Here is a 26,810-nt window from a genome sequence, read left to right as displayed (position 1 = left end):
ATGCATCTGGGATTGATCGGTTACGGCAGCATCGGCAACGAACTTCTTGGCCTGATCGAGGGCTTGCCGGTCGAACGCATCACCATCCTGGTGCGCGAGGGGCGCGAGAATGTCGCCCGGGACCGGCTGCTCTCGGCCCATCCGGGGCTAGAGGGCCGGGCGGCGATCCTCAGCGATGGCGACGCCTTTCTGGTCGCACGGCCCGATTTCGTGATCGAGGCGGCGGGACACGAAGCAGTCTGCGCAAATGCGGAAAAGGTGCTGGCGGCGGGGATCGATCTGGTCCTGGTCTCGGTGGGTGCGCTGGCGGACGAGGCGCTGCACCAGCGGCTGCGGGATACGGCGGCACGCAGCGGCGCGCGGCTGATCCTGCCCTCGGGGGCCATCGGCGGTATCGACCTCCTCGCCGCGCTGGCGCCGGCGGGCGATCTGAAGGTGCGCTATTTCGGCGCCAAGCCGCCGCAGGCCTGGGCCGGCACACCCGCTGCCCAGGCCACCGATCTGGAGGCGCTGGCCCATGCCGAGCAGATCTTTCACGGCACGGCCCGCGAAGCCGCGACCGCCTATCCCCGCAATGCCAATGTGGCGGCCACGCTGGCGCTGGCGGGCGCCGGCTTCGACGCGACAGAGGTCACGCTGACCGCCGACCCTGCCGCGCAGGGCAATTCGCATCGCTACGAGGTCGTCTCGCCGCTGGCGACGGTCTCGGTCGAAATCTCGAACCGCGCGGGCAGCAATGCCAGAACCTCGCTTGCGACGGTCTATTCCGTGCTGCGTGAACTGAAAAACCATCTGGGGCCCGTTTCGATATGAAGGACATGGCGATTGATATGCCCGATGGCCGACTGTTCGTCGGTGGTGAATGGGAAGCCGGCACGGGGCCCGAGATCACTTCGGTTTTTCCTGCCGACGGTTCTGTGAACCGGGTGTTGCGCGGGGCCTCGCGCCAGGATGGGTTGCGTGCCATTGCCCGCGCCAAGGCTGCCCAGGCCGATCCGGCCTGGCGAGGACTGAAGCCGCATGAACGCGCGCGATACCTTTACCGGATAGCTGACGGGATCGAAGCCAATGCCGAGCGCATCGCCCGCATCCAGACCCGCGACACCGGCAAGACGCTGCGCGAGACCCGGATGCTGGCCGCCTCGGCCGCCGGGACGTTCCGCTATTTCGGCGCGGTGCTGGAAAGCATGGATGATGCGCTGACCGCGCAGCGCGGCGATGCCCTGACCATGTCGGTCTGGGAGCCTCTGGGCTTGGTCGCGGCGATCACGCCCTGGAACTCGCCCATCGCCTCGGATGCGCAGAAAGTGGCGCCGGCCTTGGCTGCGGGCAATGCGGTGTTGCTGAAGCCCGCAAGCTGGTCGCCGCTGGTCGCGCTGGAACTGGCGCGGATCGTCGAGGCGGCCGGGCTGCCGAAGGGATTGTTCTCGGTCCTGCCCGGCTCGGGGCGCGAGATCGGCACCCTGCTGGTCGAGCATCCCGACATCGCCCGCGTCTCCTTCACCGGCGGCACCGGGACCGGCCGGCAGATCGCTCGGCAGGCCGCCGAGAAGCTGATGCCGGTTTCGCTGGAACTGGGGGGCAAGTCGCCGACCATTGTCTTCGCGGATGCCGACCCCGACCTGGCCATCGCGGGGATCCTGTTCGGCATCTTTTCCTCGACCGGGCAAAGCTGCATCGCCGGGGCGCGGCTTTTCGTGCAGCGCGCGATCCATGACGCATTCGTCGCCCGGCTGGTGCGCGCCACCGAAAGGCTGCGCGTCGGCCATCCGCACGACCCGGCGACGCAGGTCTCGTGCCTTGTCCATCCCGATCACCGTGACGCGGTCGAGGCGCATGTGGCCGCCGCACTGGCCGAGGGGGCCACGCTGCTGACCGGCGGGCGACGGCCGGAAGACCCGGCGCTGGCGGGCGGCGCCTATTACCTGCCCACGGTCCTGGCGGGCGTGCCCAACAGCGCCCGCATCTGCCGCGAGGAGATCTTCGGCCCGGTGCTGGTGGTGCTGCCCTTCGAGGACGAGTCCGAGGTGATCGCCCAGGCCAATGACAGCGATTACGGCCTTGCCTGCGGGATCTGGACCCGCGATTTCCCGAAAGCCTGGCGGGTCGGGCGTGCCATCACCACCGGCACGGTCTGGATCAATACCTACAAGCAATTCTCGATCTCGACCCCCTTCGGCGGCGAGAAGGACAGCGGCATGGCCCGCGAAAAGGGCCGCGAGGGCCTGCGCGCCTATCAGGCGCAGAAATCCGTCTATACCGATCTGACCGGCCGGCCCCATCCCTGGGCGGCGGATGTTCTGGAGGGGCTATGACATGCGCAAGGTTGCCATCATCGGATCGGGGCCTTCGGGCTGCTTCACGGCACAGGGCATCCTGAAGGCCCGGTCCGACTGGACGGTCGATGTCTATGACACGCTGCCCGTGCCCTATGGGCTGGTGCGCTATGGCGTGGCTGCCGATCACCAGGGCACCAAAGCCATCACCCGCCAGTTCGAGCGCGTCTTTGAACGCCAGGGCGCTCGGTTCTTCGGCAACGTCACCCTGGGCCGCGACGTCACGCTGGAGGCGCTGCGCGCCGCCTATGATGCCGTTGTCCTGGCCACCGGCCTGTCGGGCGACCGCGACCACGGGCTGGGGCGAGCCGAGGGGGTGATCGGCGCCGGAGAACTGACGCGCGCTCTCTACGATCACCCCGATTCCGGCCGGCTGCCGGACGTGAGGGGCGACGTGATCGTGCTGGGGAATGGCAACGTTGCCGTCGATGTCCTGCGCCTGCTGGCCAAGACCGAGGCGGAACTGCAGGACAGCGACCTTGGCGCCGAGGCCAGCGCCTGGCTGGCCGCACAACCCATCGACAGCCTGACCATCCTCGGCCGCTCGCCCGCGACGGCGGCGCGCTTCGATCCGGTGATGATCCGCGAGCTGGGCAAGTTGCGGGGCGTCAGGATCCGGGTGGCCGACCTGCCTGAGGCCGATGGCGACAGGCTGATCGAGGCGCTGGCCGGGCTGGACGGGCTGGCCACGGGTTCGCGCCCGGTCACCTTTCGCTTCGGTTGCCGGCCGGTGGAGATCGACACCGATGCGGCGGGCCGTATCCGGGCGCTGCGGGTCGAAGGACCGCAGGGATCCGAGGTTCTGGCTTGCGACACGCTGATCACCGCCATCGGTTTCTGCTGCGACGGCAGTCTCGGCCGCGACCATCTCATGGCCACGGCCGAGGATCCCGAGTCGGGCCGGATCGCGGCCGGGCTTTATGCCGTGGGCTGGTTCCGCCGCGGCCCGCGCGGCACCATCCCCGAGAACCGCGCCGAGAGCCTGGCCATCGCGCAACGCATCGTCGAGGACGTCGAGGCCGCCGCGCCCCGCGCAGGGGCCGGCGCGGGGATCCTGCCGGCGGGCCACCAGATCGTGGACTGGACCGGCTGGAAGCGGCTCGATGCACATGAGCTTGCCGCGGCGATCGCCGGACGTTGTCGCACCAAGATCACCACCCGGGCAGAAATGCTGACGCTCTGCCGCGAAAAAGAGGACGCACGCTGATGAATATCGTCATTCTCTACGGAACCGAAACCGGCAATGCCGAGATGCTGGCCGAGGATATCCAAGCCGATCTGCAGGCCGATCATGCGGTCGAGGTCGCCAACCTGTCCGATTTCGATCCTGGCGATTTCGATCCCGCGCGGCTGTATCTCATCGTCTCCTCGACCTATGGCGACGGCGAATTGCCGGCTTCGGCACAACCTTTCGGTGCGGCGATGCGGGCGCAGGCGCCCGACCTGTCCGGGGTCTCCTTCGGGCTGTTCGGCCTGGGCGATTCCGAATACGAGACCTTCAACCAGGGCTCGCGGCACCTGCAGGAGCTGATGGAGGGAGCAGGCGCCACGCTTCTGGGCGAAAGGGTGGTTCACGACGCCTCCGGCAGCGATCTTGCCGAGGATCTGGCCTTGCCCTGGGCACGCGAGATCGTGGCGCTGGCCGGGACCCGCCTGGGGGCGGCGGCCTGATGCGCGCCGCCGAGATCCGCACCCGGCTGGAACAGCCTTATGCCTTCGGCGATTGCGTCGATCTGCGCGGCATCATCTGCGAGGACAGGCTGGTTCTGGACGGCTCCGTGCTGACCGGGCTGGATTTCACCGGCGCCCGCTTTCCGCTGGGCATCTCGGCGCGAGGCGCGCAGTTCCGCGGCCTGAGCTGGTTTCGGAACATCGAGGCGGACAGTGCGGATTTCGCCGGTGCGGTGTTTCACGCCGATGCCCGCTTCGATGCCGCGCGCTTCCGGCGACGGCTGGCGATGCCAGGCGCAGAGTTTCGCGGCGTGCTGCAGTTCGACAACGCCGAGTTGTCTGGCGGGGTCGATCTGGCCGGAGCCGTAGGCTATGGCAATTGCTCTTTCGAACGTGCCAGGCTGGGCGGGATTTCGGATCTGCATCGCTCGGAATGGCTGGGCGGGCTCTGGTTGGAAAGCGCGCGCTTCGAGCAGATTCGCAGCGGCGAGATGCTGGTCCATGGTCGGCTGTGGACGCGACGGGCGCGGCTGGCCGATGGCGCGTTGCCGCCCGAGCACTTCGATATCAGCTTCGGCTATACCTACGCCTGAACCTGCCCGGGCGGTTCCCGTGGCGGTCTGACGGCCTTCGGGTGTCATCGGCCAAGTGGCTGGAAAGGTGCGATAATCCTCCTGCCTTATTTACCAGTAAAACGCACGGTATCCAATAAAACGTCCTGCACTATCCTTCCCTCCATTCGATACCGCGAACCCTTCCAATTTTTCGCAGAGGTAAGACCATGACCCTACAGGATACGAAGTTTCAGACGCTTGCCGACGAGCTTCGGGCCCATACCGGGCGTTTCACCGACAAGCAGTTCGACTGGAACGCTTTCCCTTCGAATGCCGGCTTCGATGAACTGGCGCGGGCGCAGATGCGCTATATCGGCGCCGGCGGCTCGCCCAAGGTTGGCGATGCCAGCACGCTCAAGCCAGACAATTTCACTCTCTCGCTGATCTACAAGGAACCCGGTCGCTATGCCGCTTGCCACAGCCACGAGATCGAGGAGAGCTTCCTGATCATCGACGGGGCGCTGGTCGTCGGCTGGGAAAAGGACGGCGAGGTGGTCGAGGTCAACCTGGGACCCAAGGACATGATCCTGAACGCCCGCGAGATCGGCCACGGCTTCCGGGTGGACGGCGTCGAGCCGGTGCTGATGTCGATCTCGGTCGATGTCGGCAAGCCCCTGCCGCCGGTTTATCACTATCATCCCAAGGAGCACGCCCCGGAACTGGCCCGTGCCTTCGGGGCCGCGCCCGGCAAGACGATGAAGTTCGATCCCAAGGGTGCGCATCCGCTGCAGCAATTGATGGCGAAATATGTCGTGCGCCATGCCGAGCTGAAGACGCATTGGGAAGAAGCCGGATTCACCCGCAAGATCTATTGCGGGCCGGGCGGCGTGGAAACCGACACCTGCCGCAAGGAAATGCTCGGAATCCCCTCGCGTGTCGGGATCAAGCCCTTTGTCCGCGATGTCGAGGACGCCTTCCTGGTGCTGGAAGGTTCGCTGACCGTGGGCTGGGAAGAGAACGGAGAACAGGTCGAGGTCGAGCTCGGGCCGCGCGATCTGGTCAAGACCCCCGCCGGCCGTCGGCACTGGTTCCGCAACAACGGCGCGGGTCACGCGACGGTCTGGTATATCGTCGGTTCAGCCTCGCCCGAGACGATCACCTTCCAGGCGGCCTGATCCGCTTGCACCGCAGGGGCGGGACGATCCCGCCCCTTCTTATTTCCATGCGTCGGCGCCGCATGATGAAGTCGGGTCCGGCGGATCCCATCCCAGCAGGCGCGATACCCGGCTGGCGGTTGCGACCAGCGCAGTCCTGACCTCCTCTATCTGCCCTTCCATGCCTTCCTCTCTCGGAGCGGTCACGTTTATGGCCGCAACCACCTGGCCGGACATGGTTCTGACCGGGGCGGCCACGGAAATGATTCCGGCCTCGAAATCCCCGATATGGGATACGACCTCTGCCGCGGCATCCGCCTTGGCCTGGCGCAGGATCTCGGTGACTTTCTGCACGCCGAGCCCGGTGGCCTGCGGCGCCGCCGTCGCGGCGGCCGGACGATAGCGATTCAGGATCTCCTGGGGATCAAGCCCGGCCAGCAGCACGCGGCCAAGCGTCGTTGCCCGCGCCGGCAACCGGCTTCCGACATGTATGATCGAGGATTCATGCCTGGGGCCGGGAATGCGGATCAGATACATGACCGATGTTCCGTCAAGCACCCCCAAATGCACGGACCAACCCGTCCTCTCGCGCAGACGGGCAAGTTCCGGTTGGGCGATCTCGACGACCTCGCGCGTGGCGAAATAGCCGTAGGTCAGCCGCATGACCCCCGGGCCTAGGGCATAGGACTGGCTGCGCTCGTCATAGAGCAGGCAGCCCTCATGCGTCAGCGTATAGACCGTGCGGAAGGCCGCCGAGCGGGTGATGCCAAGCGCCCTGGCGATCTGGCTCAGCGACAGCGATTGCGAGGCGGGGGTGAACAGTTTTAGCGTCGCGAGCCCGCGCAAGAGGCCGGGGACAAGATAGCGGTCGCGATCGTCTTCCATCATGCTGAATAAGGCTCCTGTCGAGATGGCTTCACGACAATGTAGCCATGGCGAGATGAGGTCTACAGGCTTCCTGGACTGAAAGGGCCATCCATCGGTCCGGTCAACTATTACCAGCCAGCAATGGAGGACGACATCGATTGTCGGGAAATCGTGAGACGCCGACCATTCATCAGAGCGAGCCCGATCATGTCGGCGGAAGGGGGCGCCACGGGGATATCCGGCTGCGCCGGCGCCAGCGCGATCATTACCGACGCGAACCGGGTCGAGGCGCCGCAATCAAGCAGCCCGGCCCGACATTCCTTCCGTCACCGCGTCGGCGGTGTGCGCGATATCTCGTAACGCCGAGCCGTCGATGCCGCCATCCGCGGAAATCCTGTCGCGGGCCCGGCCCGCAGCGCCCGCAGCCGCGCAGACTTTCTACCAGGTTTTAATTCAGCATATAGATTTCTGTAAAAGTTACCCCCGGCTTATCCCGATAAGTTCCGCCAATCTTTACAGGGAGAGTGTCTGCTTGCGGAGAAAGAGGGGGAGATGACTGTGCAAACGGCAAAGAATGCGGAAGCGGGGCCGATCCGGCCCGAGGATGAACGGCTGGGCCTTGCCGCCAACCTGGTCTATGGCATGCAGCACATCCTGACCATGTATGGCGGCATCGTGGCGGTGCCGCTGATCGTCGGCCAGGCCGCCGGCCTGTCGCCTGCTGACATCGGGTTGCTGATCACGGCATCCCTGTTCGCCGGCGGGGTCGCGACCATCCTGCAAACCCTCGGCCTGCCCTTCTTTGGCTGCCAGCTGCCGCTGGTGCAGGGCGTTTCCTTCGCCGGGGTCGCCACCATGATCGCCATCTCGGGCAACGGCGGCATACAGGCGATCTTCGGCGCGGTCATCGCCTCGTCGCTGCTGGGCCTTCTGATCACGCCGGTGTTTTCCCGGATAACCCGCTTCTTTCCGCCGCTGGTGGCGGGGATCGTGATCACCACCATCGGCCTGACGCTGATGCCGGTCGCCGGCACCTGGGCGATGGGCGGCGACCGCAACGCGGCCGATTTCGGCAGCCCGGCCAATATCCTGCTGGCAGGCGTGACGCTGGCCATCGTGCTGCTGCTCAGCAAAGTCGGCAATGCCGCGATCTCCCGGCTGTCGATCCTGCTGGCGCTGGCGATCGGCACGGCCATCGCCTATGCGACCGGCATGACCGATTTTTCCCAGGTCGGGCAGGGGCCGGTTTTCGCGCTGCCGCAGATCTTTCACTTCGGCTATCCGACCTTTGGGGTCGCGGCCACCATCTCGATGTTCATCGTCATCCTGGTGACGCTGGTCGAGACCTCGGCAGATATCTTCGCTGTGGGCGAGATCGTCGAGACCAAGGTGGACGGGCGGCGGCTGGGCGACGGGCTGCGCGCCGACATGCTGTCGAGCATGCTGGCGCCGGTCGTCGGCTCGTTCACGCAGAGCGCCTTTGCCCAGAATGTCGGTCTGGTGGCCGTGACCGGCGTCAAGAGCCGCTATGTCGTGGCGACGGGCGGGCTGATCCTGGTGGCGCTGGGGCTGTTTCCGGTGATGGGCCGGATCGTGGCGGCCATTCCCAGCCCGGTGCTGGGCGGGGCCGGCGTCGTCCTGTTCGGGACCGTCGCGGCCAGTGGCATCCGCACCCTGTCCAAGGTCGATTACGCCAACAACATGAACCTGATCATCGTCGCGACCTCGATCGGCTTCGGCACCATCCCGATCGTGCTGCCGGCCTTTTATCACCAGTTCCCGGCCTGGGTCGAGACGATCTTCCATTCGGGCATCAGCTCCTCGGCGCTGATGGCGATCACGCTCAACCTTCTGTTCAACCATTTCACGGCCGGCAATTCCGACCAGCCCTCGGTCTTCGGCGCTGCGGCGGAGCGAACCATCCGCTATACCGACATCGCCCAGCTCAAGGACGGGGATTATTTCATGGACGGCCGGCTTTACGACGCGAACGGCAATGAGGTGCCGCTGATCCGGCCGGCCAGCCATTGATCACGGAGCGGGCCGCCTTCCCGGCGGCCTGCGCCGTGCCGGGATATTTCAGGCTGCCCCTGGGTCCGTGCCACAACGCCATCGGCAGGCCGGCCAATCCCACGCACCCGCGCAACACGGCCGCTACCCAAAGCGCATGGCCCGCTCAGTCACGCTTCGTGCCTGCGCGCCTTGCCGTCTGGCCAGAGCGGATTGTTCAAGGCGGGATTGGATCGGGGCAAGGGGGGAAATGGCAGCTCGTAGGGGGCCATTCTTCTGTAAATTCAATGCCGTTGGCCTGTCCAACCCGCTCGGAAGGGGGCATTGAGATCATTCAAGATATTTCCGCGTTGTCCAACCTTGAGGATGCGCCGGAAACAGAAACCCCTGGTGCGCTGGCAGGCGCAACCGCGGGCAATGAGAAAGCGGCTAAGCTTCGCGGGAAAGATCATCCGGCCCGCCTGCGCGCCGCAAGCCCCGTGCCGCTGCCGGGCGCGTGGACCCGCGCCCGGTTCGGCTGGCTGCGAGCCATCCGCAAGAGCGGCCTTTCCCCCAATGCCAAGGTGCTGGCTTGCTGCCTTGTCCATGACGCCGCGGACCAGGCTCCGCAAGGAGACTGACCGATGCACAACTTGCCGGGGCCGAGCCGGCAGCAGCGTATGGCGCCGGAAAGCGACCACCGCCGCCTCCTCGGCCTCGGTCAGCACAGTCGAGCGCGGCTCTTTCGGGCCAGTCTTCAGATCCTCGACCGTCGCCCGCTTCCGCCACGTCGGCACCGTCTTGGGGTTGATGCCGAGTTCCCGGCTCAACGCCGCGAGCGCAGCTCCTGATCGATGTATTGCTGCTCGGACGGCGTGCGTGGTCGTGGCGCTTCCGTGACGAACTTGTCCCATAGGGTTTCCTTCCGTTCTATAGAAAGAATCGCACCATCAAGCCGTGGGATCAAACACCTAACCTCGGCCGATGTGATCGCCAACCTCGACCGGCAGCCGCACGACGGACGGATCACGCCGCTGTCGCGGAGCGGGCTGCGTTCCCGGGGACATCCCTTCGGCTATCCCGAATCCGCCGTTGACTTCGCCGTGGAGCCGTCCGCACGGCGCTGGCGTTGTTGCGCCGGATCCGGCAGGCGCTGCGCCGCGAGGCCCGGGCCGGGCTGCTCTGGCGGGCGGCGATGACAATGTGCGCCGCGACGGCCCGGCGCGCTGGGCGGCCTTGCCGCCGGCAGAGCGTGCCCGCCTGTTGCGCTGGCCGCGGGTATGGTGGGACGTGCACCGCTTTCGCATCGCACCGCAGGTCGAGCCGGTGCTGGACCGGCGCATCGCCGAGGGCAGGCTGGAGATGCTGGCCGGGCGGTTGCTCTCGGCGCGGCAGGTCGATGGCGCGGTCGCACGATCCGCCGCGAGGTGTTCGAAGCGGTGATCCTGACCACCGGCCCCGCGCATGGCGGCATCGTCGCGGGATCGCCGCCGCTGGGCTCGCTGGCCGAGGCCGGACTGATCCGCCCCGATCCGCTGCATCTGGGTGTGGATGTGACGGCGGGATGTCATGCGGCGGACAAGGACGGGCTGGCCCAGCCGGATCTGCTGGTTACCGGCCCGCTGACCCGCGGCCATGTCGGCGAGCTGACGGGTATCCCCGACTTGACGGCCGATGCCCGGCTGGTCGCCGAGCGGCTGGCGCAAATGCTTGCTGCGCAGGGGCCCGCCTCAGAGACCGCGTGACAGGCCGCGGCGCAACCTGCGCGGGGTTTCGTGCAGAGGCAGCGCGGCGGCGGCGGGGAAAAGCCGCTCTCCCTCGGGCTTGGCTGCGATCCCGTCGCTGCATCGGACCGGACGGCCTGCAATCCGAAAGAACCCGTCCGGCATGTTGAAAATGTCTCGCGGCCGGCATCCGTTCTGTCGGCATGACATCCTTCGTATCGCCTTGCGCTGGCGCCGGCATCGCGCCATCGCCACGGCCAGGAGTACCGGACTGATTGTCCGGAATGGACCGACAGGCTGTCCGTTGCAATCGCGGCGCCGGCCTGTTGCCATCGGGGGGCAGGGCCTGCCCGGCCCGACAGGAGAACCGCGCCGATGCCCGACCGCAAGCCCGTCTACAAGGCCTATCATCACCCCGCCGGAGGCTGGGGCGCGGCGGCGGCGACGGCCAAGGTGCTGATGGAGCAGAGCGTGCTGACCAAGGGGTCACGGGCGCTGCTGGCGATGAACCAGCCTGGCGGGTTCAAGTGCCCGAGCTGCGCCTTTCCCGATGCCGATTGCCGCAAGAAACTGGAATTCTGCGAGAACGGCGCCAAGGCGCTGGCGCATGAGGCGACGAAATCCCGCGTCACCCGCGACTTCTTCGCCCGCCACAGCGTCACCGAACTGATGAAGCAGTCGGACTATTGGCTGGAGATGCAGGGCCGGCTGACCGAGCCGATGCGCTACGATCCCGCGACCGACCACTACGTCCCGGTCGGTTGGGACGATGCCTTCGCGCTGATCGGGCGGCACCTGCGCGGCCTCGACAGCCCGCACCAGGCCGAATTCTATACCTCGGGCCGGACGCCGAACGAGGCGGCTTTCCTTTACGCAGTCTTCGTGCGCGAGTTCGGCACCAACAATTTCCCCGACTGTTCGAACATGTGCCACGAGCCGACCAGCCGCGGCCTGCCGCCCGCCATCGGCGTCGGCAAGGGCACCGTGGTCATGGCCGATTTCGAACATGCCGAGGCGATCTTCATCATCGGCCAGAACACCGGCACCAACAGCCCGCGCATGATGACGAACCTGGTCGAGGCGCGTAAACGCGGCGTGCCCATCGTCACCATCAACCCGATGCCCGAACGCGCCCTGATCCAGTTCACCGAGCCGCAGGACATGATCCAGATGGCGACCTTCGGCTCGACCAGGATCTCCAGCGAATTCGTGCAGGTGAGGATCGGCGGCGACCTGGCGATCCTGAAGGGCATGATGAAGGTGATCTTCGAGCGCGACGCCGCGGGCGAGGACGTCATCGACTGGCCCTTCGTCAACGCCCACACCGCCGGCCTGGACGGGGTCCGGGCCGAGGTCGAGGCGCTGGACTGGGCGGAACTGGAGCGCCATTCGGGCATCGACCAGGCGCAGATCCGGCGGCTGGCCGAGATCTATATCCGCTCGAACGCGACGATGATCTGCTACGGCATGGGGGTGACGCAGCACCAGCAGGGCTCGCGGCTGGTGCAGCAGGTGGTGAATCTGCTGCTCTTGCGCGGCAATTTCGGCAAGCCGGGCGCGGGGATCTCGCCGATCCGGGGGCATTCCAACGTGCAGGGCGACCGCACCGTCGGCATCGACGAAAAGCCGTCGCAGGACTATCTGGACCGGCTGGCCGCTGTCTTCGGCTTCGAACCGCCGCGCGAACATGGCCATCACGCCGTCGAGTCGGTCGAGGCCATGCTGCGTGGCGAGTCCAGGGTCTTCATCGGTCTCGGCGGCAATTTCGCCCGCGCCATGTCGGACACCGAGCGGACCTATGCAGCGATGCGCAAGCTGGACCTGACCGTCGGCATCGCGACCAAGCTGAACCGCGGCCATCTGGTCCATGGCCGGGACGCGCTGATCCTGCCCGTGGTGGCGCGTTCCGAGATCATCCGCACCGCCCGGGGCGAGCAGTTCGTCACCATCGAGGACAGCATGTCCAACGTCACCGCCTCGCGCGGGGTGCTGACGCCGGCCAGCCCCGACTGCCTGCCCGAGGTCGAGATCGTCTGCCGCATGGCCCTGGCGACGCTGCCGGACAGCCGCACGCCCTGGCAGGAATACATCGACGATTACGGCGCGATCCGCGACCGGATCGCCGATGTCTATCCGGCGATCTATGCGGATTTCAACAGTCGCATCAAGGCGCCGCACGGCTTTCATCTCGAGGTGCCGCCGCGCCGGCGCATCTGGGCGACGCCGAACGGCAAGGCGAATTTCCTGCTGCTGCCGGGGCTGGAGGTCAACGACCCCGTGGATGATCCGCAGATGCTGCGGCTGTCGACGATCCGGTCCCACGACCAGTTCAACACCACGATCTACAGCTCCAACGACCGCTATCGCGGCATCTACAACGACCGCATGGTGCTGTTCATGAACGGGGGCGACATCGCCGCGCGCGGGTTGCGCGACGGCCAGACGGTGGCGCTGGACACGATCAGCCGCGACGGGCGGCCGCGCCGAGTCGAGGGGCTGACGGTAGTGGAATACCCGATGCCGCGCGGGTCTGTCGCCGGATACTACCCCGAGCTGAATCCGCTTCTGCCGCTTGATTACATTGACCGGATCAGCGGCACGCCCGCCGCGAAATCCATTCCCGTTCGCATCGCCACCTGATCCCCCGGAGGGGCAGCAATGCTTGAACATCTGGACGCCGTCCTCCTGGCCCGCGTGCAATTCGCCTTCACGGTCTCGTTCCACTTCGTGTTTCCGGCCTTCTCGATCGGGCTGGCGAGCTATCTCATGGTGCTCGAGGCGCTTTGGCTGCGCACGGGCAGGGGCGTCTATGCCAACCTGTTCCGCTATTGGCTGAAGGTCTTTTCGGTGGTCTTCGGCATGGGCGTCTTGTCGGGCGTGGTGATGTCCTATCAGTTCGGCACCAACTGGTCGGTCTTTTCGGAAAAGGCCGGGCCGGTGATCGGCCCGCTGATGGCCTATGAGGTGATGACCGCGTTCTTCCTCGAGGCGGGGTTCCTGGGCGTGATGCTGTTCGGGATGAACAAGGTCGGCAAGGGGCTGCATTTCCTGGCCACCTGCATGGTCGTGCTGGGCACGCTGATCTCGGCCACCTGGATCCTGGCGGCGAACAGCTGGATGCAGACCCCGGCGGGCCATCTGCTCACCGAACAGGGGCAGTTCGTGCCGGGGCCGTCCTGGTGGGCCATCATCTTCACCGCAAGCTTCCCGTACCGGCTGGTGCATACGGTCATCGCCGCCTCTCTGACCACGGCGCTGGCGGTGGGTGCGGTCGGGGCCTGGCACCTGCTGCGCGGCCGCGCCAATCCCGGCGCGCGCAAGATGTTCTCGATGGCGATGGGGATGGCGGCCATCGTCGCGCCGATCCAGGTCCTGGTCGGCGGCGCGCATGGGCTGAACACGCTGGAGCACCCGCCCGCCAAGGTCCTGGCCATCGAGGGCCATTACGAGCCCAGCCCCGAGGGCGCCCCGCTGATCCTGTTCGGCCTGCCCGATCGCCGGCCTGAAGCGCAAGCAGGCCTATGCCGCCTCGCAAGAATTTCGACAAGGCCAAGGAATTCGAGGCCCGGATCGCCGAGACCGATGCCTGGCAGGCCCGGGTCGGCTCTTCCAGCGCCGAGGTCCAGGTCGGCGACATCGCCGATATCGTCTCGAAGCTGACCGGGATCCCGGTGAACGAGTTGACGCAGGAGGAAAAGGAAAAGTTGCTGCAGATGGAAAGCCGCCTGCACCAGCACGTCATCGGCCAGGACCGCGCCATCGAGGCGGTCTCGGACGCGGCGCGGCTGGCGCGGGCCGGATTGCGGCAAGGCAGCCGGCCCATCGCCACCTTCCTGTTCCTGGGCCCGACTGGCGTCGGCAAGGCCGAGTTCGCCAAAGCCTTGGCCGGGGTCACGTGCCTATCCGGACGATCTCGGTGCTTTCGCAAGCCGGCCGAATAAGCTTTTCTGATCCCATGCCAGCGAAGGAGAGCCAATGACAACGATTGCCAGCCAGCCCGTCGACGGATCCTTGACCGCCAACGCCGTCTTCCTGACGCTGTCGCTGGACGAGGGCGATGCGGCGGTGCAGACCTTCCGCGACCTTGCGGCCGATCTGCCCGGCCTGATCCGCGCGGTGGGCTTTCGCAACGCCGAGGCGGCGCTGTCCTGCATCATCGGCATCGGTGCCGGGCTTTGGGACCGGCTCGGCATGGGCGCGACGCCGGCCGGCCTGCACCCGTTCCGCGCCATCTCGGGCGTGCATCACGCGCCGGCGACGCCCGGCGACATCCTGCTGCATATCCGCGCCGCGAGGCCGGATTTCTGCTTCGAGCTCGCGCGCCAGATCATGCTGCGCCTCGGCCCGGCCACCACGCTCGAGGACGAGACCCAGGGCTTCAAGTTCTTCGACAACCGCGACCTGCTGGGCTTCGTCGACGGCACCGAGAACCCCGAAGGCGCGGCACGGTCCGAGGCCGTGCTGGTCGGCGACGAAGACCCCGCCTTCGCCGGTTCGAGCTATGTCATCGTGCAGAAATACCTGCACGACCTTGCGAAATGGGAGGCGATGGGCGTGGCCGCGCAGGAACGCGTCATCGGCCGGCACAAGCTTTCGGACATCGAATTCCCCGATGCCGAAAAGGCCAGCTCGGCCCATAACGTGCTGACCAACATCAACGACGCGCAGGGCAACCAGCTGCAGATCCTGCGCGACAACATGCCCTTCGGCAGCCCCGGCCGGGCCGAGGCCGGCACCTATTTCATCGGCTACGCCCGCGAGCCGGGCCGCATCGAGACCATGCTGGAAAACATGTTCATCGGCCTGCCGCCGGGGAATTACGACCGCATCCTCGATGTCTCGACGGCGGTGACGGGCGGGCTGTTCTTCGTGCCGACCGTCGATGTGCTGGAGCGCATCGGTGCCGGCCAGCCCATGGCGCCGGCCGCCGCGCCGGCCGCCGCGGCGCCGCCCGACGGCTCGCTGGGCCTCGGATCCTTGAAACGCCAGACTGGACAGGGGAACTGACATGGACAATCTCTACCGCGAACTGGCCCCGATCAGCAGCGCCGCCTGGGCGCAGATCGAGGAAGAGGCCGCGCGCACGCTGAAACGCTACCTCGGCGCGCGCCGCGTCGTCGACCTGCACGGGCCCGAGGGCTTCGCGCTGTCCGCCGTCGGCACCGGCCACCTGAAGCCCGCGCCGGCGCTGGCCGAGGGTGTCGCCTGCCATCAGCGCGAGGTGAACCCGCTGGTCGAGCTGCGCGTGCCCTTCACCCTGACCCGCGCCGCCGTGGACGACGTGGCGCGCGGCGCCAATGACAGCGACTGGCAGCCGCTGAAGGATGCCGCCCGCCAGCTTGCCCTGGCCGAGGACCGGCTGGTGTTCCATGGCTATCCCGAGGCCGGCATCAAGGGCATCCTGCCCGAAACCAGCAACCCGGCCGTGCCCCTGCCCGAGGATGTCGCCGACTACCCCGAGGCGGTGGCGCGCGCGGTCAGCGCCCTGCGGCTGGCCGGGGTGAACGGGCCCTATGCGCTCGTCCTGGGAACCGCCGGCTTCACAGCGGCGAGCGGCGGGGCCGAGGACGGCTATCCGGTGCTCAAGCACCTGGAAAAGCTGGTCGATGCGCCGGTGGCCTGGAGCCAGGCGCTGCAGGGCGGCGCGGTGGTGACGACGCGCGGCGGCGATTTCGATCTGTGGCTGGGCCAGGACATCGCCATCGGTTACCTGTCGCATGACGCGCAGACGGTGACGCTGTATCTGCAGGAAAGCCTGACCTTCCAGATGCAGACCGCCGAGGCGGTCGTGGTGCTGGAGGCCTGAGACGGCGATGATCCGGCGCTCGCAGCCCAGCCTGCGCGACATCCTGTTCACGGTCCATGGCTCGATCATCCCCTCGATCCTGGGCCGGCTGGCGGCGATCGGGGCGGTGTCGCTGGTGGCGGTGCTGGCAGCCGGGCTGCACCCGGGCATTTTCGCCACGATCAGCGCCTTTCCCTTCACCCTGATCGGCATCGCGCTGTCGGTATTCATGAGCTTTCGCAACGGCACCTGCTACGCCCGCTGGTGGGAGGGGCGGCAGCTCTGGGGCCAGGTGATCACCGGCTGCCGCGGCCTGGCGCGGGCCAGCGCCGGCCTGCCGCCCGACTTGCGCGGGCCGCTCTTGCACGCGCTTTGCGGCTTTGCCGCCGGGCTGGCGGCGCGGCTGCGCGGCCGGGACGAGCGGGCCGCCATCGCCCGCTGGCAGCCCGACCTGCCGCTGGCCGGCCGGGTCAACCCGACCGACGCGGTGCTGCGCGAGGCCGGGGCGCGGCGGGCGGCGGCGCTGGGACCGGGCGGGCTGGACCCGATCCGCTGGTCGGTGCTCGAGGGCCATCTGCAGGCGCTTTCGGCGGCCCAGGCCGGCTGCGAGCGCATCGCCACGACGCCGGTGCCCTTCGCCTATTCGCTGTTGCTGCATCGCACGGCGCTGGTGTTCTGCCTGCTCCTGCCCTTCGCGCTGGCGGGGTCTCTGGGCATCTGGACGCTGCTGCCGGTGCTGCTGGTGGCCTATACCTTCTTCGGCCTCGACGCGCTTGGCCACCAGCTCGAGGACCCGTTCGGCCAGACCCCCTATGCCCTGCCCCTCGACGCCCTCGCCCGCGCCGTCGAAAGGGAGATGATCGAGGCCGCATCAGAACCAGGCGGACCGTATCGTGACGGCCGTGCGGGCGCCGCTTGCCGATCTGCTGGCTGAAATGCGGCGCGGCGGCGGGTCCATCGTCATCACACCGCCGCGATCCCGAGGGCACGAGACATGCACCAGGAGGATCGCGGTGGCATTTCGGGTCATCAACGGCTGTGAATCCTGCCGACATGGCCCTTGGGCATCCGCATGAAAACCGAGGTTGATCCGGGATGCTTGGCCGTTCGCTTGCGACCTCTCGGCAAGACCGAGCGACGATCGGAAAGCCCTCCCCCGTTGCTGCGCCGGGGGAGGGCCCGCCTCGTCAGTGAAACAGCGCCGCGGTCTTCTGCGCCGTCATCCACACGCCCCAGGCCAGGGGGATGCCGACCGCCGCCCAGGCCAGCAGCGCCGGCAGGTCGAAGCGGCCGCGGTCGATGCCGAAGGAGCCGCTTCTGACCTCGGCCGTCTTGTGCTCGCGCGCCTGCAGGGCTGCCAGCTCCTCGGGCTTCATGAACCATTTCTCGTCCAGGGGTCGGACCAGCAGGTTGCAGACCAGCCCCAGCGCCAGGAAACCGGCAAGGATGTACATCGTGTAGTCATAGGCCTGCGCCCGCGGCACGCCGGCGGCGATCTGCGCCTCGCGCAGGTAGTTCACCACCACCGGCCCGACGATGCCCGCCGTGGCCCAGGCGGTCAGCAGCCGGCCGTGGATGGCGCCGACGAACTGCGTGCCGAACACATCCGCCAGATAGGCCGGAACCGTCGAAAACCCGCCGCCATACATCGAGATGATGACGCAGATCATCGCCACGAACAGCACCTGGTTGCCGGAATGCGCCACGCTGGGCGCCAGGGTGTAAAGCGCGATGCCCAGGATGAAGAAGATGCAATAGGTGTTCTTGCGCCCGAACCTGTCCGAGGCCGAGGCCCAGCCCACCCGTCCGCCGATGTTGAACAGCGACAAGAGCCCCGCGAAGCCGGCGGCGATGGCGGCGATGGCGGCCTTCTGCCCGGTGTCGAGCTGGGTGAAGTCCAGGTCCGGCCGTCCGATCAGATGGCCGGCGAAGATCTCCTGCAGCATGGGCGAGGCCATGCCGATGACCCCGATCCCGGCCGAGACGTTCAGGCACAGCACCAGCCAGATCAGCCAGAACTGGCGGGTCTTGTGGGCGTCGCGCAGGTGGACGTGGTGCGGGGTGATCATCGCGGCCTTTCTGGCCGAGACCTTGGGTTGCCAGCCCTCGGGCTTCCAGCCGGCCGGTGGCACGCGATAGGCGAAGGCCCCGGCCAGCATGAAGACCAGATAGATCGCCGCCATGGCGAAGAAGGTCTGCCAGACGCCGACGCCTTGCGCCGACTGGAAATAGTTCATCAGCCGGTCGGCCAGGGGCGCCCCGATCATCGCGCCGCCGCCGAAGCCCATGATCGCCATGCCGGTCGCCAGCCCGCGCCGGTCGGGGAACCACTTGATCAGCGTCGAGACCGGCGAGATATAGCCCAGGCCCAGCCCGATGCCGCCAATGAAGCCCGAGCCGAGCCACATCAGCCAAAGCTGGTGCGTCATCACCCCGATGCCCGAGACGACCATGCCGCCGCACCAGCAGCAGGCCGCGACCACGCCGGCCTTGCGCGGCCCCGCGGTTTCCAGCCAGCCGCCCCAGATCGCGGCCGAGGACCCCAGCAGCACGAAGAACAGCGTATAGATCCAGCCCAGATCGGCGATGCGCCAGTCGCAGCTGGTGGTGAACAGCGCCGAGACCAGGCTCATGCCCTCGCAGGTCACCGGGTCGCTGACGCCGATGGCGCGCGACAGCGGCAGCCAGAACACCGAGAAGCCATAGGCCATGCCGATGCATAGGTGAATCGCCAGCGCGGCGGGCGGCACCAGCCAGCGGTTGAAGCCGGGCTTCGCGATCGTGCGGTCTCGGGACAGCAGGCCGGCGGGAGCGCCGATCTCTGTCCAGCTTTCCTGAAGATCCGTCATGTGTTGTTCCTCCCTGGGCATGCGACCTGGGGCGCGATGCCGCCGGCTCCTCTTCCGGCGTGCGGTCGCAGTCGCGGATGCGCGTGGAAAGGGATGAGGCCAGATCATCGTATTGATATCAATTGACAATATGTCTGCCATGCTTGGACAACCTGTCCCGTGTGTGGCGCCGGGACGCATCGACGGACAGCCTGTCCGCCGCGCCCGGACGCTCTGTCCGTTGACCTGCGCCCCGCCCGGGTCCATCCGGCAAGAGCCGGACGCTTGCCAAGCCGAGCGGGGGAGTGCGACTGTGTTTCTCGGGAGGAAGGGGGGTGTGATGCAGGCAGAAACCGACCCAAGGCCCGGACCGCAAGGCGGGTTCGGCGAGGCGATTGCCCAGGCCGCGATTCTGGTCGTCGAGGACGAGCCGGGCATGCGGAATTTCATCGAGCGCATCCTGGCCCCGAAATGCCGGGCCGTGCATCTGGCCGCCAATGCCGCCGAGGCCAGCGCCCTGATCGCCCGGACCGATTTCGACCTGGTCATCCTGGACAACCTGATGGAGGGCCAGCGCGGCGTCGACTGGCTTTCCGAGCAGCGGCGGCTGGGCTTCTTTCCGCCCGCGATCCTGATGACCGCCTATGCCGACATGGAAACCGCCATCCAGGCGCTGCAGGCCGGTGCCTCGGATTTCCTGCTGAAACCCTTTCGCACGAACCAGCTGCTGAACGGCATCACCCGCTGTCTTGAGGGCGAGAGGCTGCGCCGGGAAAACCTGGTGCTGCGCCAGGAATTGCGCAACAGCGTCGACCAGGACCGGCTGCGCAGTGAGCTGGTCGGCGGTTCCCCGGCCATCGAGGCGGTGCGGCAGGTGATCGCCCGGGTCGCCGCCACACCTTCCTCGGTGCTGATCACCGGCGCCTCGGGCACCGGCAAGGAGGTGGCGGCGCGGATGATCCATGCGCTGTCGGACCGCGCCGGCCGCGCCTTCGTACCGGTCAATTGCGCCGCCATTCCCCAGGATATGCTGGAAACCGAACTCTTCGGCCATGTCCGCGGCGCCTTTCCCGGCGCCGAGCAGAACCGCGAGGGCCTGTTCATGTCGGCGCGCGGCGGCACGCTGTTCCTGGACGAGATCGCCGAGCTTTCCGTCGGGCTCCAGGCCAAGCTTTTGCGCGCTATCGAGGATCGTCGCGTCCGGCCGCTGGGGTCCGAGCGCGAGACCCCGGTGGATGTGCGGCTGATCTTTGCCGCCAATGCCGATTTGGACAAGGCGGTGGCCGAGGGGCGGCTGCGGGCCGATCTGCTCTATCGCATCAACGTGCTGCACATCGCCATGCCGACGCTGGTCGAGCGCGGGCCGGACCTGTTCGACCTTGTGCATCTGTTCATGGACATCCTGTCCCGGCAGCTTGGTATGCGGCCCGTGCCGATCACCGCCGAGGTGCGGGCCAACCTCGCCACCTATGACTGGCCCGGCAATGTGCGCGAGCTGCGCAATGCGGTCGAGCGCGCGCTGATCCTAGGCCACTTTCCGCCGCTGACCGCCCCGTTGGGCCGCCGCGATGGCCAGACCCTGGCCGAGATCGAGCGGCGGGCGATCCTCGGCACGCTGGCGGCGCTGGATGGCGACCGCGAGGCGGCGGCGGCGCGGCTGGGCATCTCGCGCAAGACCATCGACCGGCGCCTGGCCGACTGGAATGCCTGACGCGGCACGCCCCTGGCGCCATTCGGTGCGCTATCGCCTGCTTGCCATCGCGCTTTTGCCGGTGCTGGTGATCCTGCCGGTGTTTTTGGGCATCACCATGCATCAATGGTCGCTCAAGTTCGACCGGCTGCTGACCGCCAAGGTCAACAGCGACCTGACCATCGCCCAGCAATATCTGCAGAACATCCTGGAAAACGCCGGCGAGCGGATCGAGATGCTGGCGCGCTCCGAGGAATTCGCCCATAGCGCGGACCGGCCGGGGCTGCTGGACCTTTACCGGGTGCGGCTGGGGCTGGATTATCTCTACCTCGCCACGCCGGCGGGCGGGCTGGTCGCTGCCAGCCCGCAGGGCGCGCGTCCGATGAATGTGCCGGGTTCGGGCCCGGTGCGGGGCGCGCGCAACACCCTCGAGGTCTTCGATCAGGCCGCGCTTCGCGCCATCTCGCCCGGCCTTGCCGCCCGGGCCGAGATCGCGCTGGTCTCGGCCGCCCCCCAGCCGTCGCGGCAAAGGGAAACCCGCGGCATGGTCGCGCAATCGGTCGTCGCGGCCAGCGATCCCGAGACCGGCGCGCCGGCAATCCTGGTGGGCGGCATCCTGCTGAACCGCAACCTGTCCATCATCGACCGCATCAACGAGCTGATCTATCACCCCGACACCCTGCCGCCGGGCGCCCATGCCACGGTCTCGCTGTTTCTGGGCGACATGCGCATCTCGACCAATGTGACGGTGGCCGGCGGGGCGCGGGCGCTGGGGACCCGGGCCTCGGCCATCGTGCGCGACCGGGTGCTTGGCCAGGGCCAGGTCTGGCTGGCCCGGGCGCAGGTGCTGCAGGACCGCTATATCTCGGCCTATGCGCCGATCGAGGACAGCGCGCGCCAGCGCATCGGCATGATCTATGTCGGCATCCTCGACCGCCCCTTCGCCGAGGCCAAGCGCCGGACGGTGCTGCTGGTCCTGGCCGCCTTCCTGCTGGTGGCGCTGGTCACGGTGCCGGTGTTCCTGCGATGGGCAGGCAGCATCTTCCGCCCGCTCGAGAAGATCGCCGAGACCTTTGCCCGGCTGCGCGGCGGCGACCTTTCCGCCCGCACCGGCGTCACCCGCGGCGCGGACGAGATCGCCGGCCTTGCCATGCTGCTGGACAGGCTGCTGGCGCAGCTGCAGGATCGCGACCGGCAGCTTTGTGCCTGGAACGACGCGCTGAACCAGCGGGTCGAGGAACGCACCGCCGCCCTGCGCCAGGCGGTGCGCGAACTCGAGGCCGCCACGCATCAGCTGGTGCAATCGGAAAAGCTGGCTGCCCTGGGCGAGATCTCGGCCGGCATCGCGCATGAGATCAACAACCCGCTGGCGGTGATCCAGGGCAATCTGGACGTGCTGCGCGAGATCCTGGGCCCGGCCGCCCAACCGGCTGAAACCGAGCTGCGGCTGATCGACGAACAGATCCACCGCATCTCGCAGATCGTGACGCGGCTTCTGGATTTCGCCCGCATGGACGAGCCGGGCGAGGGCGACCCCGCAACCGATCCGGTGCAGGCGGTCGCGGAATGCGAGCCGCTGGTCCGGCACATGCTGGCGCGCGGCGCCGTCACCATGCGCCACGACCTGCGCTCGACGCGGATGGTGCGGATCGGCCGGGTCGCGTTGCAGCAGGTGCTGGTGAACCTGATCGCCAACGCCATCCACGCCATGCCCGAGGGCGGCGAGATCCGCGTTGCCAGCCGCGACGCGGCTTTCGACGGCGCGCGGGGCGTGTCGCTGGAGCTTTCCGACACCGGCACCGGCATCCCGCCCGAGATACTGGGGCAGATCTTCGAGCCCTTCGTCACCAGCCGCGGCCGCAAGGGCGGCACCGGGCTGGGCCTGTCGATCTGCCGGCGGCTGGTCGAGCGCCAGGGCGGCAGCATCACGGTCGAGAGCGACGCGACCGGCAGCCGATTCCGCATCTGGCTGCCTGCGGCGTGATCGCGCCGCGGGCGCCGTTCACAACCCCCAGCGCGCGCATTTCCGCTCGATGGTCTTGCGGGACACGCCAAGCCAGTCCGCGGCGCGCGAGCGGTTGCCGCCGGCCAGTTCCAGCGCCTGCAGGATATACCGGCGCTGCACCGCATCCAGCGGCTCGACGTCCTGGGGCGTGGCCGGCCCCAGCGTCTCCAGCGGAAAGCGGCCGAAGATCAGCGACCGTTCGATGAAGTTGCGAAGCTCGCGGATATTGCCGGGCCAGGGGTGGCGCAACAGCGCCGCGCGCACCTGGGTATCGATCGGCAAGGGCTCCAGCCCCAGTTCCGCGGCCAGCCCGGCCATGAAGAAGGCGGCCAGGTCGATGGTATCCGTGCCGCGCAGCCTCAACGGCGGCATCTCGATCTGCAGGACGTTCACCCGGAAGAACAGGTCCTCGCGGAACCGGCCGGCCTCGACCTCGGCCGCGAGCGTCTTTCCGGTGGCAAAGACGAAGCGCAGGTCCAGCGCGATCTCGCGCTCCGCGCCGACCGGGCGGATGGTCTGCTTGTCGAGCACCCGCAGCAGCGCCGCCTGCGCCGGCCTGGGCAGTTCGGCGATCTCGTCGAAGAAGACGGTGCCGCCCTCGGCTGACACGAACAGGCCCGTCCGTCCCTGGTCCGCGCCACGGGGAGCATGGCCGAACAGTTCCGTTTCCAGCATATCGGCGGGGATGGTCGCGCAATTGATCGCGACGAAGGGCCGGTCGGCGCGGCCCGAGAGCGCGTGCAGGAAGCGCGCCGCCTCTTCCTTGCCGGTGCCCGAGCCGCCCGAGATCAGCACCGGCGTCGGCAGCCCGGCCACGCGGCGCAGCCTTTCGCGCACCTCCTCGATGGCGGGCGAACTGCCCAGAAGCTGGCTGCGCTGGCTCAGCCGCGTCCGGTCGAGCTCATGGCGCAGCAGCAGGTTCTCGCGCCGCAGCGAGGCCAGTTCCATGCTGCGCCGCACCGCGTTCAGCACCTGGTTGGCGCGGCAGGGCTTGAGCAGGAAATCCGCCGCACCCGCCCGCATCGCCTCGATGGCGGTATCCAGGTCGGGAAAGGCGGTGATCATGATGGCCTCGAACCGCCAGCCCTGCTTGCGCTGCTGCACCAGCCAGTCGATGCCGCGCGGGCCGGGCATGCGGTTGTCCAGCAGCACGATGTCGAAGCGTTGCTGTTCCAGCATGGCGCCGGCGGTCTCGACATCCGCCGCCTCCAGCACCGCGCGGCAATGGGGCTGCAGCGTCTTGACCAGGAAATTGCGTATTCCCGGCTCATCATCGACCACCAGCACGCTTGCCTGGCGCATCAGCGGGTCGGATCTGTCGGCGGCGGGCGCCGTCGCCTGGGATTCCAATGCAACCTCCCGTTCCGTCCGTTCCCTCCGGACGCCTGCCTTTCGTGATACAGCAAGATGTCCCCCGAAACGAGCAAGACTCGCGATGCGCAATCGGACCGGTCTTTTCGGCCCGCCGCTGTTTTCCGCGCGGTTTCCCCCTCACTCGATCATGGGCAGGAGCTGGTCGATGGATTTCTTTGCGTCGCCGTAGAACATGCGGGTGTTTTCCTTGTAGAAGAGCGGGTTCTCGATGCCGGAATAGCCGGTGCCCTGGCCGCGCTTGCTGACGAAGACCTGCTTGGCCTTCCAGACCTCCAGCACCGGCATGCCGGCGATGGGGCTGTTGGGGTCCTCCTGCGCCGCCGGGTTCACGATGTCGTTCGAGCCGATCACGATCGCCACGTCGGTCGAGGGGAAATCCTCGTTGATCTCGTCCATCTCCAGCACGATGTCATAGGGCACCTTGGCCTCGGCCAGCAGCACGTTCATATGCCCCGGCAGGCGGCCCGCCACCGGGTGGATGGCGAAGCGCACGGTCTTGCCCTTGGCGCGCAGCTTGCGGGTCAGTTCCGACACCGATTGCTGCGCCTGCGCCACCGCCATGCCATAGCCCGGCACGATGATGATCTCGTCGGCATCGTTCAAGGCCGCCGCCACGCTGTCGGCGTCGATGGCCACCTGCTCGCCCTCGATCTCCATCGCCGGGCCCGCCTCGCCGCCGAAGCCGCCCAGGATCACGCTGACGAAATTGCGGTTCATCGCCTTGCACATGATGTAGCTCAGGATCGCACCCGAGGAGCCGACCAGCGCGCCCACCACGATCAGCAGGTCGTTGCCCAGCGTGAAGCCGATCGCCGCCGCCGCCCAGCCGGAATAGCTGTTCAGCATCGACACCACCACCGGCATGTCGGCGCCGCCGATGCCCATGATCAGGTGATAGCCGATGAAGAAGGCCAGCAGCGTGATCAGCAGCAGCCACGGCACCGCCGGCCCGATCCCGGCGCAATAGAGGACGCCCAGCAGCACCGACAGCGCCGCCGCGCCGGCGTTCAGCATATGCCCGCCCGGCAGCTTGCGGGGCTTGCCGTCGATCTTGCCCGCCAGCTTGCCGAAGGCCACCACCGAGCCGGTGAAGGTCACCGCGCCGATGAAGATGCCCAGGAAGACCTCGACCTTCAGCATGGCGATCTCGGCCGGGGTCTTGTGCGCCAGCACCGCGGCGAAGCCCTCGAAATGCGCGGCGGCATCCGTGGCGCGGGCGCGGATCACCCGCGCCAGCTCGAACTGGGCGTTGAAGCCGATCAGCACCGCGGCCAGGCCGACCAGGCTGTGCATGGCCGCGACCAGCTGCGGCATCTCGGTCATCTGCACCCGCTTGGCGACATACCAGCCGACGCCGCCGCCGATGGCCAGCATGACCAGCGTCAGCCCCCAATTGCCATAGCCCGGCCCGATCAGCGTCGCGACCACCGCCAGCGCCATGGCCGCGATGCCGTACCAGACCGCGCGCTTGGCGCTTTCCTGGCCCGAGAGCCCGCCCAGGGACAGGATGAACAGCACGGCCGCGACCACATAGGCGGCGGTGGTGAATCCGTATTCCATGCGCCCTCTCCCCTTACGACTTCTGGAACATGGCGAGCATCCGGCGCGTGACCAGGAAGCCGCCGAAGATGTTGACGCCCGCCATCAGCACCGACAGCGCCGCCAGAAGCACCACCAGCCAGCCGCCCGAGCCGATCTGCAGCAGCGCGCCGACGATGATGATCGAGGAGATGGCGTTGGTGATCGCCATCAAGGGCGTGTGCAGCGAATGGCTGACGTTCCAGATCACCTGGAAGCCGACGAAGACCGCCAGCACGAAGACGATGAAATGCGACAGGAAGCTTGCGGGCGCGAACAGCCCCACCAGCAGCATCAGCACCGCGCCGGCGCCGAGCAGCGTCACCTGGCTGCGGGTCTGGGCGCGGAAGGCGGCGATTTCCTGCGCGCGCCGTTCCTCGGGGGTCAGTTCCTTGGGCTTTTCCTTGGGCTTCGCGGCGGCGATGGCCGCGACCTTGGGCGGCGGCGGCGGCCAGGTCACGTCGCCGTCATGGGTGACGGTCGAGCCGCGGATCACGTCGTCCTCCATGTTCTGGACGATGACGCCGTCCTTGCCCGGCGTCAGGTCCGAGAGCATGTGGCGGATGTTGTTGCCATAAAGTTCAGAGGCTTGCGCCCCCATCCTCGACGGGAAATCGGTATAGCCGATCACCACCACGCCGTTTTCGGTGACGATGCGCTCATCCGGGACGGTCAGCTCGCAATTGCCGCCGCGCTCGGCCGCCAGGTCGACGATGACCGAGCCGGTCTTCATCGCCGCGACCATGTCGGCGGTCCAGAGCTTCGGCGCGTCGCGGCCGGGGATCAGCGCCGTGGTGATGACGATGTCCATCTCGGGCGCCAGTTCGCGGAACTTCTCGAGCTGCTTTTCGCGGAACTCGGGCGAGGAGGGCGCGGCATAGCCGCCGGTGGCGGCCCCGTCCTGCACCTGGTCCTGGAAGTCCAGATAGACGAATTCCGCGCCCATCGATTCGATCTGCTCGGCCACCTCGGGGCGCACGTCGAAGGCATGGACCTGCGCGCCCAGGCTGACCGCGGCGCCGATCGCCGCAAGCCCGGCGACGCCGGCGCCCACCACCAGCACCTTGGCCGGCGGCACCTTGCCCGCCGCCGTCACCTGGCCGGTGAAGAAGCGCCCGAAATTGTTCGCCGCCTCGATCACCGCCCGGTAGCCGGCGATATTGGCCATCGAGCTCAGCGCATCCATCTTCTGCGCGCGCGAGATGCGCGGCACCATGTCCATGGCGATGGCGGTGACGCCCTGCTCGCGCGCCAG

At 67.7% G+C, this 26,810-nt stretch carries 21 protein-coding genes and 3 pseudogenes; 18 read left to right on the top strand and 6 right to left on the bottom strand.

Annotated features, from left to right (window positions below; genetic code table 11):
- From L632_RS0113705 to L632_RS0113680, 6 genes are all read left to right on the top strand, one after another.
- A complete protein-coding gene (locus L632_RS0113705) occupies positions 1-813 on the top strand; it encodes an aspartate dehydrogenase (protein WP_028716978.1) in 813 nt (270 codons plus the stop codon).
- A 5-nt stretch (positions 814-818) separates the two neighbouring features.
- Positions 819-2,315 (top strand): aldehyde dehydrogenase, encoded by a 1,497-nt coding sequence (locus L632_RS0113700; RefSeq protein WP_232220980.1) that lies wholly within the window; start codon positions 819-821, stop codon positions 2,313-2,315.
- Position 2,316: 1 nt separating this feature from the next.
- Positions 2,317-3,543, top strand: coding sequence for an FAD-dependent oxidoreductase (locus L632_RS0113695; protein WP_028716976.1), 1,227 nt, complete (start codon positions 2,317-2,319; stop codon positions 3,541-3,543).
- On the top strand, positions 3,543-4,007 hold the full coding sequence (locus L632_RS0113690) for a flavodoxin domain-containing protein (protein WP_028716975.1): 465 nt from the start codon (positions 3,543-3,545) through the stop codon (positions 4,005-4,007). Before L632_RS0113695 ends, L632_RS0113690 begins: the two co-directional genes overlap by 1 nt.
- Entirely contained in the window at positions 4,007-4,600 is a 594-nt protein-coding gene (locus L632_RS0113685; RefSeq protein WP_028716974.1) for a pentapeptide repeat-containing protein, read from the top strand. Before L632_RS0113690 ends, L632_RS0113685 begins: the two co-directional genes overlap by 1 nt.
- A gap of 188 nt (positions 4,601-4,788) precedes the next feature.
- A complete protein-coding gene (locus L632_RS0113680) occupies positions 4,789-5,736 on the top strand; it encodes a cupin domain-containing protein (protein WP_028716973.1) in 948 nt (315 codons plus the stop codon).
- A gap of 39 nt (positions 5,737-5,775) precedes the next feature.
- Here L632_RS0113680 and L632_RS22715 read toward each other — a convergent pair whose 3' ends face one another.
- A complete protein-coding gene (locus tag L632_RS22715) occupies positions 5,776-6,603 on the bottom strand; it encodes an IclR family transcriptional regulator (RefSeq protein WP_051476453.1) in 828 nt (275 codons plus the stop codon).
- Between the two features lie 531 nt (positions 6,604-7,134).
- Here L632_RS22715 and L632_RS0113665 point away from each other — a divergent pair.
- On the top strand, positions 7,135-8,613 hold the full coding sequence (locus tag L632_RS0113665) for a nucleobase:cation symporter-2 family protein (RefSeq protein WP_036698296.1): 1,479 nt from the start codon (positions 7,135-7,137) through the stop codon (positions 8,611-8,613).
- Between the two features lie 329 nt (positions 8,614-8,942).
- Positions 8,943-9,212, top strand: a complete 270-nt coding sequence (locus tag L632_RS24685; protein WP_198021831.1) for a hypothetical protein — start codon at positions 8,943-8,945, stop codon at positions 9,210-9,212.
- 27 nt (positions 9,213-9,239) lie between these two features.
- Here L632_RS24685 and L632_RS24930 read toward each other — a convergent pair.
- Positions 9,240-9,485: pseudogene (locus L632_RS24930) on the bottom strand (IS481 family transposase); the annotation flags it as partial.
- Positions 9,486-9,774: 289 nt separating this feature from the next.
- On the opposite strand from L632_RS24930, the gene L632_RS24925 reads away from it, so the two are divergent.
- From L632_RS24925 to L632_RS22700, 8 genes and pseudogenes are all read left to right on the top strand, one after another.
- The gene (locus tag L632_RS24925; RefSeq protein ID WP_028716971.1) at positions 9,775-10,014 is read left to right on the top strand and encodes a hypothetical protein; all 240 of its coding nucleotides are present in this window, start codon (positions 9,775-9,777) and stop codon (positions 10,012-10,014) included.
- Complete coding sequence (locus L632_RS23555; RefSeq protein ID WP_156933661.1) at positions 10,011-10,316, top strand: hypothetical protein; 306 nt, start codon at positions 10,011-10,013, stop codon at positions 10,314-10,316. Before L632_RS24925 ends, L632_RS23555 begins: the two co-directional genes overlap by 4 nt.
- Before the next feature lie 354 nt (positions 10,317-10,670).
- Positions 10,671-12,935, top strand: a complete 2,265-nt coding sequence (locus tag L632_RS0113650) for an FdhF/YdeP family oxidoreductase (protein ID WP_028716969.1) — start codon at positions 10,671-10,673, stop codon at positions 12,933-12,935.
- An 18-nt stretch (positions 12,936-12,953) separates the two neighbouring features.
- Positions 12,954-13,791, top strand: a pseudogene (locus L632_RS22705) (cytochrome ubiquinol oxidase subunit I); the annotation flags it as partial.
- A 6-nt stretch (positions 13,792-13,797) separates the two neighbouring features.
- A pseudogene (locus L632_RS25170) lies at positions 13,798-14,182 on the top strand (Clp protease ClpC); the annotation flags it as partial.
- 88 nt (positions 14,183-14,270) lie between these two features.
- Positions 14,271-15,302 carry a Dyp-type peroxidase gene (locus tag L632_RS0113635; RefSeq protein ID WP_028716967.1) on the top strand — a complete coding sequence of 344 codons (1,032 nt, stop codon included), beginning with the start codon at positions 14,271-14,273 and terminating at the stop codon, positions 15,300-15,302.
- 1 nt (position 15,303) lies between these two features.
- Positions 15,304-16,101: a family 1 encapsulin nanocompartment shell protein gene (locus L632_RS0113630; RefSeq protein ID WP_028716966.1), complete on the top strand. Its 798-nt coding sequence runs from the start codon at positions 15,304-15,306 to the stop codon at positions 16,099-16,101.
- A gap of 7 nt (positions 16,102-16,108) precedes the next feature.
- Complete coding sequence (locus tag L632_RS22700; RefSeq protein ID WP_051476452.1) at positions 16,109-17,014, top strand: bestrophin family protein; 906 nt, start codon at positions 16,109-16,111, stop codon at positions 17,012-17,014.
- 253 nt (positions 17,015-17,267) lie between these two features.
- On the opposite strand, the gene L632_RS0113620 is transcribed toward L632_RS22700, so the two are convergent.
- Complete coding sequence (locus L632_RS0113620) at positions 17,268-18,929, bottom strand: OFA family MFS transporter (protein ID WP_028716965.1); 1,662 nt, start codon at positions 18,927-18,929, stop codon at positions 17,268-17,270.
- A 319-nt stretch (positions 18,930-19,248) separates the two neighbouring features.
- Here L632_RS0113620 and L632_RS0113615 point away from each other — a divergent pair, with 319 nt between their 5' ends.
- Both L632_RS0113615 and L632_RS0113610 read left to right on the top strand, forming a co-directional pair.
- Positions 19,249-20,619, top strand: coding sequence for a sigma-54 dependent transcriptional regulator (locus tag L632_RS0113615; RefSeq protein WP_028716964.1), 1,371 nt, complete (start codon positions 19,249-19,251; stop codon positions 20,617-20,619).
- Entirely contained in the window at positions 20,612-22,582 is a 1,971-nt protein-coding gene (locus L632_RS0113610) for an ATP-binding protein (RefSeq protein WP_028716963.1), read from the top strand. Before L632_RS0113615 ends, L632_RS0113610 begins: the two co-directional genes overlap by 8 nt.
- Positions 22,583-22,600: 18 nt before the next feature.
- Here L632_RS0113610 and L632_RS0113605 read toward each other — a convergent pair whose 3' ends face one another.
- The 3 genes from L632_RS0113605 to L632_RS0113595 all read right to left on the bottom strand — a co-directional run.
- On the bottom strand, positions 22,601-23,905 hold the full coding sequence (locus L632_RS0113605) for a sigma-54 dependent transcriptional regulator (RefSeq protein ID WP_051476457.1): 1,305 nt from the start codon (positions 23,903-23,905) through the stop codon (positions 22,601-22,603).
- Between the two features lie 189 nt (positions 23,906-24,094).
- A complete protein-coding gene (locus L632_RS0113600; protein WP_028711200.1) occupies positions 24,095-25,537 on the bottom strand; it encodes an NAD(P)(+) transhydrogenase (Re/Si-specific) subunit beta in 1,443 nt (480 codons plus the stop codon).
- Between the two features lie 13 nt (positions 25,538-25,550).
- Positions 25,551-26,810: Re/Si-specific NAD(P)(+) transhydrogenase subunit alpha (locus L632_RS0113595; protein ID WP_028716961.1), on the bottom strand; the 1,260-nt coding region annotated here is incomplete at its 5' end.

This window comes from Paracoccus sp. J39 (assembly GCF_000518925.1).
In the GTDB taxonomy this organism is placed as follows: Bacteria; Pseudomonadota; Alphaproteobacteria; order Rhodobacterales; family Rhodobacteraceae; genus Paracoccus.
This window is presented reverse-complemented; position numbering and strand designations above follow the sequence as displayed.